The following is a 23,241-nucleotide window of genomic DNA, read 5'->3' as shown; positions in this document are numbered from 1 at the left end:
AAAATACATATAAACTAACCGTAATTAATTCCTAATTAATTATACAGTGTTCAAAGTTTATATAAAAAAAGCTAAGAACATCTAAAACAATATAAAAAAAGTATAACATAACTCCAAAAAATAAACAAAAAACTAACAAAACTCAAAAAAAGATATTAATATAAACCAACAAATAAAAATCAGTTTTCAACAAAGAAAAAAACTCGAATTAACAAAGAAAAAAAAACAAAAACGCTGAACAATCAAAAACTCAATAAAAACTGGATAAAAAAATACAAAAACACCCACACAAACAGATAAAAACAGAAAAAAAATGTTATACAAAAAAACAATTGGTGATAATTAACACAAAAAAATAATTATTATCAACATAACAATAATCTTTTACAAAAGATTAAAATTATGAAAACAGGAGACAAAAAAGCTTACGTGAACAATATGATAAACAAAAAATCATATATGTGTTTATTTATAATATTAATTCTATTAATGTTAGGAATGTCTGTAGTTTCCGCAGAACAAAACGTTGAAAAAACTGACAACACAACAACAGTAACCTCAACGCAAAAAACAATCTCACAAGAGAAAACTGTGGAAACCAATAAAATAGAAAACAAAAAACAAAATATTATAGAAACAAACAACAACACAATCACGAACAAAACAAATACAACAAAACAAATAAAGAAAACAACAAACAAAACACAAACAACAAAAACAGCAACAGCACCAACCGTACCCAGTGGATGGAATGTTGTAACAGTAAGAAGTGCAAGTGATTTCAAACGATTTGCAACAAATACTTATGTAAATATAACAAATGACATTAATATCTCTGGTTCAAATCCTTTACTTGATGGTGATGATAGAATTTGGATTATTAATGGTAATAATCATACCATAAAATTTACAGCCAATAATAATTACAATTTTATAGAAACTAATGGTAATTCTAAGATAACATTATATAATTTAACAGTAGATAATTATTATAATGTTGTTTATGGTGTTGGTAGTCCTAGTTTAAATTTATCTAATGTAAATATGATTAATACTAGAAGTAATGCATTTAATGTTTATAGTGGAAACATGAATATTACTGAATGTAATTTTATTAATGGTAAAAATAGTGCTATGGCTTTCAGAAATAATCCTGGTATAATTAATATAACTGATACTTCTTTTATTAACAATACTAACCCTTCAACAGGTCAAGAAGATGGATCGGGATCTGGTGGTGGTGCTATAGTATTATGGAATACTAATATAAATGGTATTTTATTAATTGATGATTGTCGTTTTATTAATAATAGTGGTGCACGTGGAGGTGCAATATTCTCTAATGACCCATTAGTTATTAATATAACTTCTTCAATTTTTGAAGGAAACCATGCATATAATAAAAATAATACAACCAGTACTGCAAGAAATCCTGATATAGGTAAAAGAGGTGGTGGTGGAGCTTTATACTTTGAAGATGGTCCTAAATTAAATATTATAGATTGTGATTTTAATCATAATTATATTACCATACCTAATGGAACCACCTATGAAAATAATGTTGTATTAACTTTTACGAATTCACAAGATCCTTCTAATGCTTATGGTTATAATAACAAAGTAAATGGAGTTTATGTAACTTGTTTAAATGATACTTATGGTCTTACTGCAAAACCAGTAAATGCAAACGATCAAGGTATATACTTTAATGTAAACCAGTATCCTATTAAAGTGAGTGATATAGATTTTAATACAACTATTAATAATACACAAGATATAGTAATATCAGCTATTGAAACTGGTTTTAGTACTGCAATGGAAAATATTACTTTGCATATAACAATAACTCATCCAAACGGTACCTCCGAATCATTTGATTTAGAAACTGATGATGATGGTAATGCAGTCATTAAGGATTATATTTCAGATGTTGCAGGTGATTTAATTATTAATGTACGTACTGATGATATTTATGGTGATGTATTACGTAATCGTAGTGGTGTTGTAGGTATAGAAAAGGAGTTAATTTATGGTGGTACTAGTAGTACTACTTTGACTCATACTATTTTCCGTCTTAACACTACTACGGTAAGTGATGTGTCTTCTTTCACGACTGTTACTCATAAGCCTCAGAATTTCATTATCACTGTTAAGGATGCTAATGGTAATTTTGTAACAGATGGTAGTGTTAATCTGATAATCGATGGGGTTGTGAAGGATACTCAGCCTGTGGATAATGGTATTGCAAGGTTTAGTTATGCCTTTACTACTAGTGGTAGTCCTAGTCTAGTATTCAATTATACTGGTACAGAACAGGTTTATAACAGTTCTAAGACTAGTAGTAGTATTGTTGGTACTGTTTCTCCGGTTAGGCCTGTGTTAAATGTCACTGCTGGTGATGTTTTCGTTGGTCAGCCTGTTGATGTTAATGTTTCATTAACTTATGGTGAGGATAATAGTCCAGCCGTGAATCAGGATGTTACATTAAGTATTAATGGTGCATCTTATACTGTTACTACTGATAGTGCTGGTAAGGCCAGATTTACTGGTGCTAGCATATTCAGTATAGGTACTGCTGTTCAACAAGTTGATATAAGTGCTTCCTATAATGCTAATAGTAGTGCTGGTTTTGCAGATACTACTGGCAGTGCAAGTTATAATGTATATCGTTATAATACTAGTATGGAAGTATTTTATAAGTATGGTAACGGTATGGGTAATATAAGTATTATCTTAATGGGACAGGATGGTAAAGGTATTACTCCGGAACATAATATTCCTATAAGTATAAGAGATCAGGCAATCCCAGCTAATCATGTTAATCCATACATTACTGTTGTGGATGGTGTTGGTAGTGTACTGACAAGTGTACAGTTTGAGGATTCCGCATTTCTTGAACAGGCAGAGTATCAGGGTAACGGTACTTATAATCCATGTACTGGTATTTTACATATTTCTGCTACTTATCCTACAATTACAGGGATTTCTTATCCGGGGACTATTAATGTTGGAGAGCAGTTCTTTATCAGGGTTAACTTAACTAATGATCAGCTCTCTCCTATGAGTGGATATCCATTACTTGTTAAAGTAGATAATGTAACTGTTTCTAACAGTAACACTATTACTAACAGTCAGGGTTATGTGGATATTCCTTACACTGCAATGAATAATTCAGATATTGAAGTCTTTGCAATGTTTATGGGTGATTCATCCTATGAAAGAAGTAATGATACAGTTACTATACCATCCGATACTATTGTTCGTATCCCTACAAGTATGCTTATAAGCGTACCAGGTAGTGTAAGTGTTAATGAGGCATTCAATTTCAATGTGTCATTAACTGATACAAGAAATAGTATTAATTCTGGAAGCACACCTGAAAGTATCAGTGTACTGGTTAATGGTGAGAGTGTAACAGCTACTTATGACCGTACTGGTAATGTTTACATGGCAAGTTACACTCCAAGAAATAATAGTGATATTGTAATTAATGCCAGCTATGCTGGTTCTATTGTTTACCTGTCATCAAATACTAGTAACACTGAACTGGACAGCACTAAAATATTGAGGATAGCTACTGTATTGAATGTTACTGCAAATCCTGCTTCAACAATTGTTGGGGATAAGGTAACAGTTACATTTAAGCTAAGTGATGCTGATGGCAATCCTGTTAATGGAATGGTTAATTTAACCATTAATGGTGTACGTGAAGAAGATGTTAGTATTAATGGTGTTATTACACGTGAATTCACTGGTAATACTCCATTAACTGGTGTGGTTGCAAGTGCAGAGTATCCTGGAAACACAGTTTATGCTCCGGCTAGTAACACTACTTCATTTAACATTACAAGAATACCTACAATTACTAAGGTACGTGTGTTAAACAGTACAACTGGTAACGTATCATTTGATGTTGTGGTAGTAACCCTTGATGGCAAAAACACTGTCGTTGATGATGGCAGAATACAACTTGATATTGGAAACCTTCCAACACAGTACCAGGACATTCTCGCTGGTACGGGTAACACTACAATCAGGGTCAATACGAATATTCCTCCAACAAGTAGCATAGGAGTACATGTATCATATCTTGGTACAACAATTTATGCTCCTAGTGAGGGAGTGGACGCATCTGACCTGACCGAATTTGAACATATTAGCGTGGATTACCAGCAGGCATCATTAAACCTTGTGGCTAACACCAGCGTATTTGTTGATGAAACAGTTAACATTACTGGAGTGCTCGTTGACGGATTAGGTAACATATTATCCTATCAGGACATTCAACTTGTAATAACAGACAGTAATGGAAACACTGTAGCATTAGCAAATAATGGACGTGTACGCAGCGGTGCAGATGGAAAATTCACATACCTATGGGAAAATGCCCCGTATGGAGTTTACACTGTAAATGCCTTATATGAAGGAAATGAATATGTTAACCGTTCAGCTGAAAGTAGAACAGTTAATGTAAATCTTATTCCAACAAATACCAGGGTTAGTGTGTTAAACAGTACAGTTGGTAATGTAACACTCAGTGTAAGGGTAACTGATGCAAGAAGTGGTGTCAGTGAAAACGTTACAAGGGGTAAACTAGTAGTGGATTATCTTGGAAAATCTGAGACAACCATTGTAACAGGTAATGAAACAATAGTAAAACTAAACATACCTAGCACGGACCTTGTATCTGTCAGCTTAGTATATGTTGATGATTCACAAAAGTATGCTATTAGTAGTGACAATACATTCCATAGTATCACAGCCCTTGAAGACCAGGCACAACTAAGTTTAACCGTTTCACCAGAAAATGTTTTAACAGAAACAATAACTGTGAACGGTAAACTGGTAAACGGTCTAGGCGAAGGATTTAAGGGAACTGTAAGGTTTACTTTTAATGACACAACATATTCACATGAAAGTGTAACCACAGGTGATGATGGAAGATTCTCATTCACAATGGATGCGCTTAAACTTGGAAACACCACAATAACTGCACACTTTGACACAGTAAGTGGCGTGATTCTAGGAACAACTAATACTTCATCATTCAATGTTGTGAAGATTCCTACACAGACAAACGTTGTTGCCATAAGCATTGAAGGTGACCATATAATTGTTGGTGTAAGAGTACAGAATGATACCCTTGACTATATTAATGAGGGAAATGTTGAATTAGTTGTTGACGGACACAGTGTTAAAACAATAAGCTTATCAGACTATGAATACCAGCCATACTATGATAACAATTATGTTTATATCACAATCACTGAGGACGAACTTAGAGATCATAATGTGCATTCTTCAAGTATTTTAACAGCTAACTATCAGGGTACACCTGCATACAATACCAGTACAGGATTGTATGATGTGAGCAGTATACGTGGAACAGCAATAATAAAAGTCGAATTAAACAAGACAGGAGCAGCCTATGTAAACGAAAGTGTTGATGTAATAATTACATTAACCGATTCTGAAGGACAAGCTATTATTGGTGATGTTGACGTAACAATCAAGGACAGAACATGGTCTAGAACTATACGCATAAATGATGGCGTAGCAAAATTAGTCTTACCATATTCAAACTCCACGATTGGAAACTATAATATTACAGCTAGTTTAAGACCAAACGCTTTATATGATCCAACCACGGATTCAAAAGTACTTGAAATTGTAAGAATACCTACTAAAACATTAGTCAGTGTATTAAATGACACATGGAATAATACACAGATAAAAATAGAAGTAGTGAATGCTCTTACTAACGAGAAGCTTGATTATGGTAACGTGAGTGTATATGTCAATAACAGAAACCAGACAAATAATATGTACACTCTAGATGGTCAAGACCTAATTGTACCAGTAGAAACAATTTATACAGGACAATTTGGTATTGATATAAACTATCATCAGAACGATTACTACCAGTCAAGCAATGGTATAGAAAAACTAACTGCAAACACGACAAATGAAAAATTTGATCAAATAACAATCTATTCACAGAAAACAAACCTAACAATAAGCACAACAAGCCCAGTATATGTTGGAGATGTACTTGTCATAAACGGTACATTATACAACAGAGACTCAGAAGAATACCTTGCTGGACAAAGTATTCACATAAGCGTGAATGGAAGAGAAGTAGGTACAAACACCACTGACAGCAATGGTAAATATATTTACTACTACACAACCAGCATAAACGGTACATACACTGCAACGGCAACCTTCATCGCAATAACAAATATAGATGGAAACACCAGCAGAGTAGAATATACTGTTAAAAAGATAGATACAAGAACAGTAGTAAGCGTATTAAACAAAACTGTTGGCAACGTAACAGTAGCAGTAAATGTGACAGATATCATTCATAACACTCCAGTAACTACTGGTAAGTTAAACATAACAGTTAATGGTGAAAGTTACACCTCTGATGTTACAGGTGCAAGTACAGTATTAAAGCTTGATAAGCTGGATTCATCAGAAACTTACAGTGTATCAATAAATTATATTGAAAACAGTAAATACTTATCAAGCCGTGGAATTGATAATAATACAGTTGATAGTCCTAGTGGTGAAAAGTCATTAACAAATATTATTGTAGAAAATCAGACCGCAACATTAACAGTAACAACAGATAAGCCATCATATCTTGTTGGTGAAACAGTAACAATTACTGGAACACTAAGGGATGGGATGGGATATAATATATCCGATGCAAATGTGATAGTTACTGTTGATGGAATAGTACAGCCAACAGTACCGGTAACAGGTGGAGCATACTCCACACAATATGTTGCAACACGTAATGGTACGGTTAATGTATCAGTATATTATCCGGGTAACAATACAGTAAGTAATGTCACAGAAAATACTAGTTTTACTGTATATAAGATTAATACAACAACAGTTGTTGAAGTATTGAATAGTACGGCAGGTAATGTGACTATAAGTGTTGTTGTTACTGGTGATGATCATCTTGTTGTAACAGGTGGAGATATTCTTGTAACAATCACTGGAATTGAAGGTTCCATAACAACTCCTATTAACTCCACTGGAAGTCCTACAATCATAGAATTAAATGATATAACTAATGCTGGCACTTACACTGTAAGTGTTAAATACCTTGGTAATGGTACATATAATGAAAGTATTGGAGTAAACAGTGACGGCAGTGATTTTAACACTATAGAAACTGGTTTACAAAGTCCATTATTATCAATTGTGGTACCGGAAACAGATAACTATGTATTGGGTAATGTTACTATTCGTGGTAAATTACTTGATGCTAAAGGAAATGTTATACCTGGTGACCAGTATGTTACATTAACATTTAATAATATGGAAACAACAGGTCCGTTACCTGTTAACAGTACAACTGGTGAATATACTTACACAAGACAAACACACTTTACTGGAACAGTTAACGTTACAGTAAACTATGCTGGAGTTGAGAAAGTATATGCTTCTCAGAGTAACAGTACAGAGTATACTATTATTAAGATTCCAACAGAAACTCGTGTAACAGTAGCTAACAGTACATATGGTGGCGTAAATATTAACGTGGAAGTCATTGATACAGTAAATAATAAGAACGTGTCCACTGGATGGCTACACGTAACATTTAACGGTGCTACAGATGAGTACACTATAAACAGTAATGTGACAAACATCGTATTGGATGCTCCAGATTCAAACAGGTACTCAGTTAACGTATTATTTAATGGAACAGAATACTATGATATGAGTACTGGAAAGGTTAATGGAACAAACGATACATTTGACCATATTATTGTAGGAAAACAGAATTCAACTATTACCTTATCATCTCAGACAACACTATTTGTCGGAGAAAAACTTGAAATAACAGGTACTGTAAAAGATGGATTAAACCATGCAATACCAAGTGGAGAAGAAATTGAGATAACAATTGCTGGTCCCGGAACAACTGTACGCCGGACAGCATACATAGTTGGAGATAATGGTGAATACGCATACAATGAAACAATACCAATTGCTGGACAATACAATGTAACGGCAACTTATCATGGAACAACAACAATAAATGCCAGTTCCGCATATAAAGTTGTGACAGCTAATAAGAAGGATACTATTACAGTGATGAAACTGGAAAACACTACTGTTGGTAACATCACAGTAAAAGTAGTGGTAACTGATTATCAGCACGTTCCAATAACTAGTGGACAGTTAAATATAAGTATTGGATCAGATAATTATACTAAAACATTCAATACAAGCACGAGCTATATAAAATTAGATGAAATCACAAGCCTTGATGATGTTGATATTAAAATCACATACCTTGGTAGTGAATACTATAATCCAAGCCTTGCAAGTGATGAAGTAACAGGTGAAACTAATATCACATTTACTCCAACAAGCAGAGCTTCCAATATAACAATAAATGTTTTACCACTAGAAGCACATGTGGGTGATGACGTAATATTCAATGGAAGACTCATGGATTCTCTTGGAAACAATATAGCAAATGCACCATTAACATTCATAGTACATGATGGAAACACAGTCCATACAATAAATGATATAAGTACTGATAGTAATGGTAGATACTCATACACTAGGATTACACAGCTTGCCGGTGAAAGAATTAATGTCACTGTAAAATATGCTGGAAGCAGTGACCACATTATTAGTGGCTGTAACAATTCAGTTAGTTATAAGATTAACAAGCTTCCAACAAGAACATATATTACAAGTGAAAGCTATACTGAAGGAAACATTACATATAAAGTATGGTTTACTGATAAAAGATCAGGAAATATTCTAAGGGAAGGATGGTTTGAAATTAAAGTAAACGGTTCAGACAATAATCGTTCATATTATTATTTCAACAAGTCAAATGATGACCAGAAATTCCCTATCATAATAACCGATGAAGGATATTGTTATATAAGTTTAGGAAACGAATTCTTTGATGCAGAAGATTATGATAAGACTGGTAAACCAACATACGTATTTGTAACGTACCATGGTAACGAAAAATATGATGAAAGCAGTAATAGTATAAGTGAATTAACTAATAAGGGAAACCTAACAGTTAAAATAAGCTTAGACAAGGACACTTTCAAAGTTAACGAAACAGTTAACGTATTTGTAGAACTAGTAAATAGTGAAAACAAAAGACAGAATGCAAGAGTAAACATAACAATAGGCAACACAACATACCTAAACCGTATGAGTTCTCGAGAAAACGGATTAAACATAACATTCACGAACGAAACAGGAAGAGACTTCACAATAAATGTAGTTTATCCTGGAAGCCCTGGATGGAATCCGGCAACTGGAAACAAGACATTCACTATAGAAAAACTAGCAACACAAACACTTGTAGATGTGACAAGCAGCACAACCGGAAACCTACAGATAAGTGTTGTCGTAAATGACACTGACAGAAACAAGGTAGTGAACACTGGTACACTGGAAGTTACCTATGATGGACAAACACATACTATCATGGTAAACAGTACCGGTACAACAATAATACCAATAAGTATTGAAAACCCTGGATCATCCGTGCCAGTAACGGTAAACTATCTTGAAAACCCTTCATACCTTCCAAGTAGTGGAGTAAACAGTTCAAATACCAGTCAAGAGTTCACACACATTGTCGTTGAACAACAAAAGGCAACAATAACAGTGAACGTAAACAGGAACAATACCCTTAATCAGAGGGAATTATACCTTGGAGATAAGCTAATAATCAGTGGAAGACTATACAACCCACTGGGAAGTGTAGCTTATAAAGACATAACAATCACAATCAATGGTACAACAGCACACACAACTACCAACGGTTATGGTTACTATGAAACAGTATTTGATGACGGACTAAGCTACAAAGGAAACGGAACATTCACAGTAAACGTAGTTTATGAAGGAAACGATACCGTAGCACGTGCTACAAACACTACAAACTACACAGTATACAAGATACCAACAAATACAGTAGCAGTAATAGCAAATAATACTGCAGGTAATGTAATACTAGAAGTAAGCGTTGTAAATACAGTTGATAATACAAGAGTCAGTACGGGTTATGTGAACATATATAACGCTACAGGCCTTATCGCACAGATAAACCTATTAAATCGTAACAGTACAATAATACCAATAACAAGTTCAGGTAAACACACAATAACCGCTGAATACCTGGAAAACAATAAGTACTTAAACAGTACTGCAATAGACAACACTACTAAGGAAAAACTAGGCGAAATCGAAGTAATTAACCAGACACCAACAATAACAATATCAGTATCCGATGATAATGTAATACTCGGAGAAAGTGTTGAAATAAACGGTACAGTGGTTGATGGATTAAATGCCAGAATTAGTGGAGAAAACCTTGTTAAAATAGTGATAGGTGATGACATATACTATGCAACTCTTTACAATGGTGAATACAGAATAACCAATGTAACAAGCAGCATAGGAACTAAGAATGTTATTGCAACATTCCAGGGAATCCCTGGAAGAGTTGATTCAGCTGACTCAGAACAAGTCACTTTCACAGTAGAGCGTATTCCAACCAAAACAATAGTTGAAATCGCAAACAGTACAGTAGGTAATGCATCACTAGATGTTAAAGTAATTGACAGTACTGGAGCAAACGTGACCACGGGTCAATTGAATGTAACAGTAAACAACAGACAATTACCATTAACCCAGGTAACTGGTAGTGTAACACGCATAGAATTACCAGATATTAATGATATGGGCATGGTAAACGTTACAGTAGAATATGTTCGTAACAATGTATATGACAACAGTACGGGTATTGGTGCCAGAACGTTAGGAAAAGAAAACTCAACATTTAATGGATTTAATACAACAAGACAAGAATCAGTAATAACTGTACAAGCAAACACTACAAGCCTCATTGTAGGAGAAACAGTTAAAATTACTGGTACACTATATGATGATCGTAATAAAGCAATAGATGGAACAGACATTGTGAACATCACAATAGATGGAACATCATACTTTGCAAGCGTAAGAGATGGCATATTTAGCCTTGAAAACATTACAGTAAGAAGTGGTAACATTACAGTTACTGCAACTTATAATGGTAACACCAGCATCTCTAATTCAACAGCAAACACTAGTTTCATTGTAGATAAGATTCCAACTACAACAAATGTTACAATAGTAAGTAATGTTGTGGAAAACTTCACAGTAGATGTTGTAGTGAAAGATTATATGAACAACACTGTAACTAGTGGACAGTTCATGGTATTCCTGAGAAATGAAACCTCATACGTGGATGTGAACAGCACTGGTATTACAAGAATCAAAGTAAACACCACATATGCAAGACCAAACGTAGCATTCACAGTAACATACCTTGAAAACCCTGTTTACATGTCAAGCAAAGGTTACAGAAGTACCGGAGAAGAACTTACAAACATTACAATTGTTGGACAAATACCTATCATAGATGTAAGTGCAACAAGTCCAAGAAATGTAAGTCAAATTGTAACAATCAACGGTACCCTTAAGGATGGATTAAACCGTACACTACCAGATACCAGTATAAGTATCCATGTGAACGGTACAACCATAAGAACAACAACCGATGCAGATGGTAAATTCACTGCCCAGTACACCCCTGACCATGATGGAATATACAATGCAACAGTAACATATACTGGTACTGGAAACATTGTAGGTGGAACTAAGAGCGTAGAATTCACTGTAAACAGGATAGAAACAGATACAGTGGTTGAATTAGTTGATAGTAGAGTAGATAATGTTACAATAAAAGTAGTAGTTACAGGTCATGATGGAAGCCAAGCAGATATTGGTAAAATTAATGTAACAATAAACGGCCAAAACAGCACATATAATGTGACAGGCATAGAAACACTTATCAAGCTTGACATAAGCAGTGTTGACACATTTAGTGTAAAAGTAACCTACCTTGATAACAACAAGTACATTAACAGTACTGGTAAAAATGGTGACGGTACAGAATTCAACACCATAAAGACAAGTATGCTTGAATCTCATATCACAATAGGATCCGATCCTGAAATGATAAGAGTAGGAAAAGATGTGATAATAAGTGGTATACTTACTGACGACCTTGGAAGAGCAATCCCAGATGCAACAGTAAAACTTGTATTCAATGATGGAATAAACACTCCAGAAGAGGAATATAACACTACAGATGCAAACGGAAGATACTCCTACACAAGAAACACACACCTAACCGGTAACGTGAACGTAACAGTAGTATACGCTGGAAACGGTGCAACAATTAATGGAACAAACAATTCAATTAATTACACTGTGAACAAATTACCTACAGAAACTCGTGTAACAGTACTAAATTACACAAGAACCAATGTAACATTACATATTGTAGTAGAGGACACAATTAACATTCATGAAATACATGATGGTAAATTTAATGTAACAGTTAATGACGTCTATGTAGCTGAATACAATATCCGAGATTACCTTGTTGATGGTAAAATCATTTACACCATACCAGAATCATACCTCACAGAGGAATATGATACAGCACTCATATGCTACACTGGAAATGACACATACCATGCAAGTAATACAACAGCAAGCGGTAACCTAATCAAGTTACCAACAGATATTAACATTACACTTTCACGTAATGAATCCTACATAGGACAAGCATTTGATGTAATGATTAAACTAACATCAAATGATGAAGCAATAACAGGTACAATAACCTATAAAATCAATGACAGAGAAGAAGTAACGGTATACATTCCAGAGGAAGGATTAACCATACAAGATATTAGTGAAACTGTTTCTGGAATAAAGAATATAACAGCAAGATTCAATGAAAACAAAACATACTATGCTTCAAACAACATAACATATTACACTATTAACAAATTACCAACAGAAACCCTCGTAACAATATTAAATGATACAGTAGGTAATGCAAGCATAAAAGTAGTGGTTAACGACACATACCATAACGAACTCGTTAACAATGGAAACCTAAGCATTACATTAGAAGATAAAACATTTGAAGTAGAACTAAACAGTACTGAAATGATAATACCTCTTAATGTAACACGCAAAAACACACTACTAACAGTAACCTACAAAGGAACAAATAAATATGAATCCAGTAACGGATTAGATAACGATACCAGAGAAGTACTCGTAGGTATTGATGTAAAATCACAAGTACCAGCCATGAACATCACAAACAGTGGAAACACACTAGTAGGATACCCTGTAACAATAGAAGGAGACCTCAAGGACGGTCTTAACAAGTCATTAGCTGATAAGCTGATAACAGTTACAGTAAACGGTACAACACTAAGAAATTACACAGACAGTGATGGACACTACATGGTATACTACACAGCAGATCATAACGGAACATTCACGGCAATAGCAACATACAATGGAAACTCATCCATAGATGGAGCAACAAGACAAACAATATTCACAGTATCCAAGATAAACACCACAACAGTGGTAAGCATCCTTAACAATACCGTGGGCAATGTAACAATAGCAGTGAACGTAACAGGTATTGATGGCAGTCAAGTGACAAGCGGACAATTAAATGTTACAGTAAACGGAACATCAACAATATACAATGTAACAGGAAATGTTACACCAGTCAAATTAGGACTTAACACTACCGAGCATGTAAGTGTAAAAGTGGAATTCATGGAGGACGACACTTACCTTAACAGTACTGGAATGACCTATGACAGTATAACAGGTGGTAACCCTGAAGAATTCACTGGTATAACTGCTGACCGTGAAAATGTGACAATAGTTGTTAATGCTTTAGATGATTATGTTGACGTTGGACGTCACATGACTATTGACATCAGATTAACTGATGGAATGGGAAACCCTGTGACAGGATATGTAAACCTTACATTTAATGGAGTTTATGGAGAAGAATACACTGTACTAGTAACTAATGGTCATACATCATATGACCGAGCAACACACCTTGCAGGATTAGTAACAGTAACTGGTGTGTTCTCTGGAAACAGCACAGCCAACAGGGCTACCAGCACTGATGTGTATCATGTTAACAAGATAAGTACTCATACACTTGTCAATGTGGAAAACAGTACTATTGGTAATGTAACCATAAGAGTTGAAGTAATTGACAAGTACACTGATGCAATAACCAGTGGAACAATCAATGTAACCGTAAACGGAACCAACAGTACACACAGTATTACTGGTAAGTACACTTACATTACACTAGAGAATGTGACAGATATGACCAGTACATACGTGATAGGCGTTGAATACCTGGGTAATGATACATATGAAAACAGTACTGGTATAACCAGTGAGAGCTACCAGAGCCCGGATGGTGAAGTGCCATTTACTGGTGTTGAAACCAGTAAACAGAATGCAACAATCACCATCGTCGAAGAACCAAACAGGGTATACGTATACAGTAACGTAACCTACAAAGGTAACTTGACTGATGGTCTTGGTAACAAGCTCAACGGTACAGTGAACATTACCGTAATGTATGGAGACGAAAGGGTAGACTTTAATGGTAGCGTACCGGTTGTAAATGGTGAATACACTTGGACAAGACAATCAGTACGTGTAGGAGAAATAAATGTAACAGTAGCATACGCAGGAAACGATAACATCAACCCTGTAAGTGCATCAACAACATACATTATAAACCTACGACCTACCGTAACAATAGTAGACATCATAAACAACACAGTAGGTAACACCGAGATAAACATTGTAGTTAAAGATAAGTTAACCAATGAATCATTAACCAATGGAACATTAAATGTAATGTTTAATGGCAACGAAATACCATTAAATATCACAGGCACGGTCACAAACCTAAAACTCAACACTACAAGTGCATTACCATATGCACCACTAAGTGTAAAATATGATGGAAATGCAACCTACCAGGAAAGTATGGGAGTAACCAATAAGAGTTACACAGAAAATCCGGAAAATCCTGAAGAACTAACTAACATTGAAGTAATCAAACAAACAGCTAACATGACTATAACCAATAGTGGTGACAGCAAAGTTGGACATATAGTTACAATCGAAGGATACCTTAAAGACGGACTAGACAAAGCTATTACTGGCAGATTAATCAGTGTAACAATAAGTAATGCAACAACATTAACTAACTACACTGATGACAATGGACATTACATTGTACACTTTAGAGCAGACCATAACGGCACATACACTGCAAACGCCACATACAATGGAAACAGCAGAGTAGCAAATCAGACAGTCTCAACAACATTCACTATAACAAAACTTGCTACAACGACAAGTGTTTCAATCATAAACAACACTGTTGGAAATGTAACCATTGGAGTAAACGTTACAGATGAATATAATCATCCTGTAACAAGTGGACAAATTAATGTAACAGTAAACGGAACTTCAACATTATACCCAGTAAGTGGTGAAGTAACACCTATTAAATTAGGATTAAACACAACTGAACATGTAGATGTTAAAGTAGAATTTGTAGAAGACAACACTTACCTTAACAGTACTGGAATGACAAATGACAGTATTGCAAGTGGAAACCCTGAAGAATTCACAGGAATAACAGCAGATAAGGAAAATGTAACATTAATTATCAATGCTTTAGAAGACAATGTTGATGTAGGAAGACACATAACCATAGACATCAGATTAACTGATGGAATGGGCAACCCAATAACAGGTTATGTGGAATTAACATTCAATAATGAAGATGAACAAGAAGTACTAGTAACAAACGGACACGTATCCTTTGATAGAAGTACACACTTAGCTGGAAATGTAACTGTACGTGGAACATTCTTCGGAAACAGTACAGCTAACAAGGCAACAAGTAACGACACATATAAGATCAATAAAATAAACACAACAACAATAGTAAACGCAGAAAACAATACTGTTGGAAACGTAACAATAGTTGTTGAAGTTGTTGATAAATATGGTGACAACGTACTTGAAGGAAACATTACAGTAACAGTAAATGATACCAGCAGTAACCATACAATAACTGGTAAATACACTAGTATAACTCTTGCAGACATAAACAGTACAAGCGGAGAATATCATATCCAAGTAGATTACATGGGAGATGACAAATACGAAGCAAGTACAGGTATAACAAGAGAAAGCTATGAAACTGGAAACCCAGAAGAATATAAGCCATTCGACAATGTAGACCTAGAAAAACAAAACGCTACACTAACACTTGAAGTAGTAAATGACTATGGATATGTTGGACGTAACGTAACAATCATGGGTAACCTAACCGATGGACTAGGAAAAGGTATTACAACAAACATAACATTATCCTTCAATGATGTAGAAAACATCACAGTAGAAGTAATAAATGGAACGTTTGAATACAACAGAACCACACACTTCGTGGACACTGTAGAAGTTAAAGCAGTATACAATGGAACAGATGATATCAACCCATGCAATGCTACTGATAACTACACAATAAACAGAATACCAACAACTACACTCGTAGACTTATTAAACAGCACTAGTGGAAATGTTACAATAGACGTAGCAGTTATTGACAATACAATAACAGAAGGAGAAAACAATGTATCAACTGGTACATTACAAATAACAATTCCTGGAAAAACTTTCCAAGTAAATGTGACAAGCAGTAACACAACAATTGCTTTAAACATAACATCAGTAAAACCAACAAGTATCACAGTCAAATACTTGCAAAATGATGTATACGAAGAAAGTACCGGAGTGAACAAAACAAGTTATGAAGAAGACCCAACAAACCCTGAAGAATTCACTGAAATAAATGTGGAAGAAATAGTTTACACATTAACAGTAAACGCAACACCACAAAAAGTATACATAGGTCAACCAGTTACAATTAACGGAACACTACTTGATGCAAGTGGTAACCCTGTTAAACGTACCAAGATAATAATTGACATAAATACTGACAGTGAAACAATAAGAACAGATGATAATGGATACTATTCAACAACTTACACACCAGACTACAATGGAACATACTACGTAAATGCAACCTACCTTGGAAGCAGAACCGTAAGTGAAATAATAGCAAACACAACCTTCAATGTTGACAAAATACCTACAACCACAATTGTAAGTATAGAAAACAACACAGCCGGAAACATAACATTAAATGTAACAGTAAAAGACTATGAAGGACGCACTGTAACAAAAGGACTAGTAAACGTAACCGACGATGAAGGAAACGTAATTGGAACAGGACAAATCAATGCCCAAAACAATTACATAAAACTTGACATCAATGGTAACGGAACATTCAACATCCATGTAAACTACATAGAAAATGATGAATACAAAGCTAGTACCGGACTTGACAGTGACAGCTACAACCAACACATAGACGATCCAGAAAATGCTGAAGAATTAACAAGCATAAATGTAACAAAACAAACAGCAAACCTCACAGTAAACACCACATTACCAGAAGTATATGTAGGTCACAACAATACAATAATGGGAACATTATATGATGGACTTGGAAATGGATTAAACACAACAGTAACCATTACAGTTAACAACACTCCATACGATAACATACAAGTAATAAATGGAAAATATGAACTAAACAACATAATAATAAACAATGTTGGCATAGTAAATGTTAACGTAACCTATGCTGGAAATGAAAACATTACTAGCATAAACACAAGCACAACATACAATGTATTAATAAAACCATTAACTGTAGAAGTCAATGTAACAAACAATACTCTTGGTAACACAACAATTAATGTAACAGTAGTTGACCCAGTAGATGGAGAAAAAATCAACGGAACAGTAATTATAACACTACCAAATGGTACAAACGTAACTACACCAATAGAAAATGGTACAGTAACAGTACCAGTAGACATACCAGTACCAGGAGGAGACTATAACATAACTGTAATCCCAGAAGATACAAACTACAACAAAACAATAATTGAAGACAGTATAACAATACAACCACGTAACAGTACAACTACAGCATCAGTAGCTAATAATACTGCTGGAAACGTGACAGTTGATGTGGAAATTGTTGATCCTGTAACTGGTGAACCTATTACTGAAGGATTTGTGAATGTTACAGTTGGTGATGAAACTGTTGGTCGAGTACCTGTAGGACCTGATGGAAAAGCAACAATACCAGTAGACATCCAAACTAATGGAACATACAGTCTTGTTGCAAACTATGAAGGAACCGAAAACTACACAAGTAGCAGCTACCCATTAGACAATGTGGAAATAGTTGGAAGAAGCAGTAACATAACAGTAACTGTAGAAAACGATACATATGGAAACACAACCATAAACATTACACTCGTAGACCCAACAACTAATGAAACATTCAATGGAACAGTTAACATTACATTACCAAACGGTACTAATATTACAGCTAACATAACCAATGGTAGTGTTGAAGTGCCTATTGATGTACCAGTACCTGGAGGAAACATAACAGTAACCTACCCAGGAGACGACGTACACAACGGAACAAACATCACAATACCAATAACCGTATCACCAAGAAGTAGTAGTATAACAGCAGAAGTATCAAACAATACCGCTGGTAACACTACCGTAACAGTAGAAGTACGTGACCCAGTAACTGGACAACCAATTACTGAAGGATACGTTAACCTAACTGTTGACGGAGTAACAGTTGACCGTGTACCTGTAGATAGTAACGGTAAGGCAACACTCAATGCTAATATCAACGCTACTGGCAGATACACACTCGTAGCAAACTATGAAGGAACAGAAAACTACACGCCAAGTTACAAATCACTTGGAAACATAGATGTAAAACCAAAAGCATCCAATGTAAGTGCAGATATCACAAACACTACCAGAGGAGAAACAAAAGTAAACATTACTCTCGTAGATCCTGTAACTGACACTCCATTAAACGGTACAGTAACAGTTATTTTACCTAACGGTACAAGAGTAGAAGCTAATGTAACAAATGGTACAGTAGAAGTACCTGTTGACTTACCAGTAGGTAACAACACAATAAAAGTTGTATACCCAGGTGACGACACATACAATGCTACAGAAACCAACATAACAGTAACTGTAGAACCTCGTGATATTAACGTAACAGTAACAGAATTAAACAACACTAAAGGTAACACAACATTAAACATAACATTAGAAGACCCATCTACCGGAGAACCATTAAACGGTACTGTTATCGTAACATTACCTAATGGTACTGAAGTTCCTGTAGATGTAACTAATGGTAGTGCAGTTGTACCTGTTGATATTCCTGTTCCTGGAGGAGATGTGAATGTCACATTCCCTACAGATGGTACATATGAAGGATACAATACAACAATACCTGTTGTTGTAAACCCTCGTGATAGTAGTATAAATGCTACAGTTTCAAATAATACTGCTGGAAACACTACAGTAACAGTAGAAGTACGTGACCCAGTAACAGGAGAACCTATCACTGAAGGATATGTGAACATCACTGTAAACGGTGAACTTGTAGACCGTGTACCAGTAGGACCAGATGGAAAAGCAACATTAAATGCTGACATCGACACAACTGGTAATTACACAATTGTAGCTAACTATGAACCAACAGAAAACTACACAAGCAGCAGTAAAACATTGGATAATGTTGAAGTACTTGGTAGAACTAGTAACATTACAGTAACTGTTGAAAATGATACATATGGAAACACAACCATAAACATCACACTAGTTGATCCTACAATTAATGAAACATTTAATGGAACAGTTAACATTACATTACCAAACGGTACTGTAGTGCCTGTAAATGTTACAAATGGTAGTGTTGAAGTGCCTGTTGACGTACCTGTTCCTGGAGGAAACATAACAGTAACCTACCCAGGAGACGACGTACACAACGGAACAAACATCACAATACCAATAACCGTATCACCAAGAAGTAGTAGTATAACAGCAGAAGTATCAAACAATACTGCTGGTAACACTACCGTAACAGTAGAAGTACGTGACCTAGTAACTGGACAACCAATTACTGAAGGATACGTTAACCTAACTGTTGACGGAGTAACAGTTGACCGTGTACCTGTAGATAGTAACGGTAAGGCAACACTCAATGCAAATATCAATGCTACTGGCAGATACACACTCGTAGCAAACTATGAAGGAACAGAAAACTACACGCCAAGTTACAAATCACTTGGAAACATTGATGTAAAACCAAAAGCATCCAATGTAAGTGCAGATATCACAAACACTACCAGAGGAGAAACTAAAGTAAACATAACCTTAGAAGATCCAACTACTGGAGAACCATTAAATGGTACTGTTATCGTAACATTACCAAATGGAACAAAAGTGGATGTAAACGTAACAAATGGTAGTGCTGTTGTACCTGTTGACTTACCAGTAGGTAACAACACAATAAAAGTTGTATACCCAGGTGACGACACATACAATGAAACAGAAACTAACATAACAGTAACTGTAGAGCCACGTGATATTAACGTAACAGTAACAGAATTAAACAACACTAAAGGTAACACAACATTAAACATAACATTAGAAGACCCATCTACCGGCGAACCATTAAACGGTACAGTTATTATTACCTTACCTAATGGTACTGAAGTACCTGTAGAGGTAACTAATGGTAGTGCAGCTGTACCTGTTGATATTCCTGTTCCTGGAGGAAACGTAACAGTCACATTCCCTACTGATGGAACCTACGAGGAATACAACAAGACAATACCAGTAGTTGTAAACCCACGTGACAGTACAATAGATGCAATAGTATCCAACAATACTGCTGGTAACACAACAGTAAAAGTAACAGTACATGACCCAGTAACCGGCGAACCAGTCACAGAGGGAACAGTTGAAATAGTAGTAAACGGTAAACCAGCAGGTAAAGTACCTGTAGGACCTGATGGAACTGCAACAGTAAACACTGGCATAAACAGTACAGGAAACTACACGATAACTGCCAATTATGATGGAAAACCAAACTACAAAAACAGTAACAAAACTCTACAAAACATAGAAGTAAATGGAAGAAACACCAACGTTACAGCAAAAGTAACCAACAACACTGCTGGCAACACAACCATAAATGTAACCATTAAGGACACAACAACTGGAAAACCAATAAACGGAACAGTAATTGTAACCCTACCAAATGGAACAAACATAACAGCAAAAGCTGAGAACGGAAGTGTAAAAGTACCAGTAGACGTACCGGTTGGAAACACTACGGTAACAGTAACATACCCTGGTGACAACCAACACAATGCTACAAGCATACAAGTGCCTGTGAATGTCACACCAAGAGATACAAGGGTAACAGCAACTGTAACAAACAGTACCCGTGGCAACACCACAATAAAAGTAGATGTGAAAGATCCAACAACAGGAAAAGGACTAAACGGAAACGTAACAGTAACCCTACCTAATGGTACAAAAACTAGTGGCAAACTAGTAAACGGTACAGTAACAGTACCAGTAAATGTACCAGTTGGAAACACTACGGTAACAGTAACATACCCTGGTGATGATGAACACAAAGGCACCACTATACGGGTACCTGTGAATGTCACACCAAGAGACACCAGCATAACAGCAAGGGTCACAAACAACACTGCCGGTAACACGACAGTAACAGTAGAAGTACGTGATCCTGTAACAGGAAAACCTGTCACAGAGGGATATGCTAACATTACAGTTGACGGAAAAACTGTTGGAAGAGCAAAAGTAGATAAAGATGGAAAAGCAACAATACAAACCAGTATAGAGGATACCGGAAAATACACACTAGTTGCAAACTATGAACCATCAACCAACTACAAAGCAGCAAATAAAACAATAGGAAATGTTAACGTCAATGGACGTGACACAAACATGGCTGTAACAATAGATAATTCAAGTGTAGGCTCTACCAAGATAAAAGTTACACTAAACGATTCCACAACCGGAAAACCAGTGAGTGGAACCGTAACAGTAACACTACCAAACGGAACACAAGTAAACGTTAATGTAGGAAAAACTGGTACAGCAACAGTACCAATAGACCTTCCAAGTGGAAAAGGAAGCGTAACTGCAAGGTACAATGGAGACTCCTCACACAAAACAAAAACGGTAACCACGTCATATAATATTGCTAAAGTAAAAGTTAAACTCACAGTAGACTCCGTGAAAGGAACTATAGGAGAAGACATAACACTCACAGCACATATTGTAGATGAAAAAGGAAACCCAGTGAATGGAGGAAACATAGTATTCAAACTAAACGGTAGAACACTAAGACTAGATGGACGTTTCGATACAAACACGGCCAGTCCATATAAATTCAAAGTAGTGAATGGACTTGTAACGTATACAATGAAAGCTGATCTTTACCTACGTGCCGGTAAGAACATAACTGCATCCTACAGTGGAAGCTACAAGTATGAAAGTGCAAAAGGTAATGTTGCAGTAGCAAATATACGTAAACGTTCAGCACAATTATCTGTAAAAGTACTTCCGGGCAAAGTTAAACAAAACAATGATATTGTTATAACAGTAAAACTAAGGGATGTGACCAGTAATGCACGTAACACTACCAGCATATACACAAATGCCAGTGTGTTACTTAAAATTAATGGAGTAACCCTTAAGGATAAATCTGGAAACAATATTCTTGTACCAGTAGAGGGTACAGTTGTAAACTATGTCTACCACGTGCCTAGTGGAACAGGAGCAGTAGATAATGATGGAAAAATCAGAAACTACACTGTAGAAGCAGTATATATTAACTCTGGATTCTACCCTGACACTAGGAACAAAACGTATTATAATGTGGAAAGAAGCATAGTGAATGTTAACTTTAAACGTGTAACTGTAAAAGGTAATGTTTTAAGTGTTAAAGCAAATCTTACAGATTACGAGAACAAATTGCTTGTTGGAACCAATAAAGTATGTCTGAAGATCAATGGAAAAACATATAAACAAAACGGTAAAGTATATTACGTTTCAGTAAGAAATGGAAACGTTGATTTGAAAAATATTAAACTTGCAAAAGGTACGAAAGTCAAATCATTAACTCTTGTTACTGGTCCTAGACAACCGTACTATGGAGCAAGATTAACAACAACAGACATCCTAACAAGTTAAGGAATTAATATTTTTTTTGTAAAGTAGGGGTATAATTACTTATACTCT

General features: G+C 35.4%; 1 protein-coding gene. It reads left to right on the top strand.

Annotated elements, in window-relative coordinates; all coding sequences use genetic code 11:
- Nucleotides 1–402 precede the first annotated feature (402 nt).
- Nucleotides 403–23,193: an Ig-like domain repeat protein gene (locus tag PXD04_RS17660; RefSeq protein ID WP_323736132.1), complete on the top strand. Its 22,791-nt coding sequence runs from the start codon at nt 403–405 to the stop codon at nt 23,191–23,193.
- Nucleotides 23,194–23,241 lie beyond the last annotated feature (48 nt).

It is taken from the genome of Methanosphaera sp. ISO3-F5, assembly GCF_034480035.2.
In the GTDB taxonomy this organism is placed as follows: domain Archaea; phylum Methanobacteriota; class Methanobacteria; order Methanobacteriales; family Methanobacteriaceae; genus Methanosphaera.
This window is presented reverse-complemented; position numbering and strand designations above follow the sequence as displayed.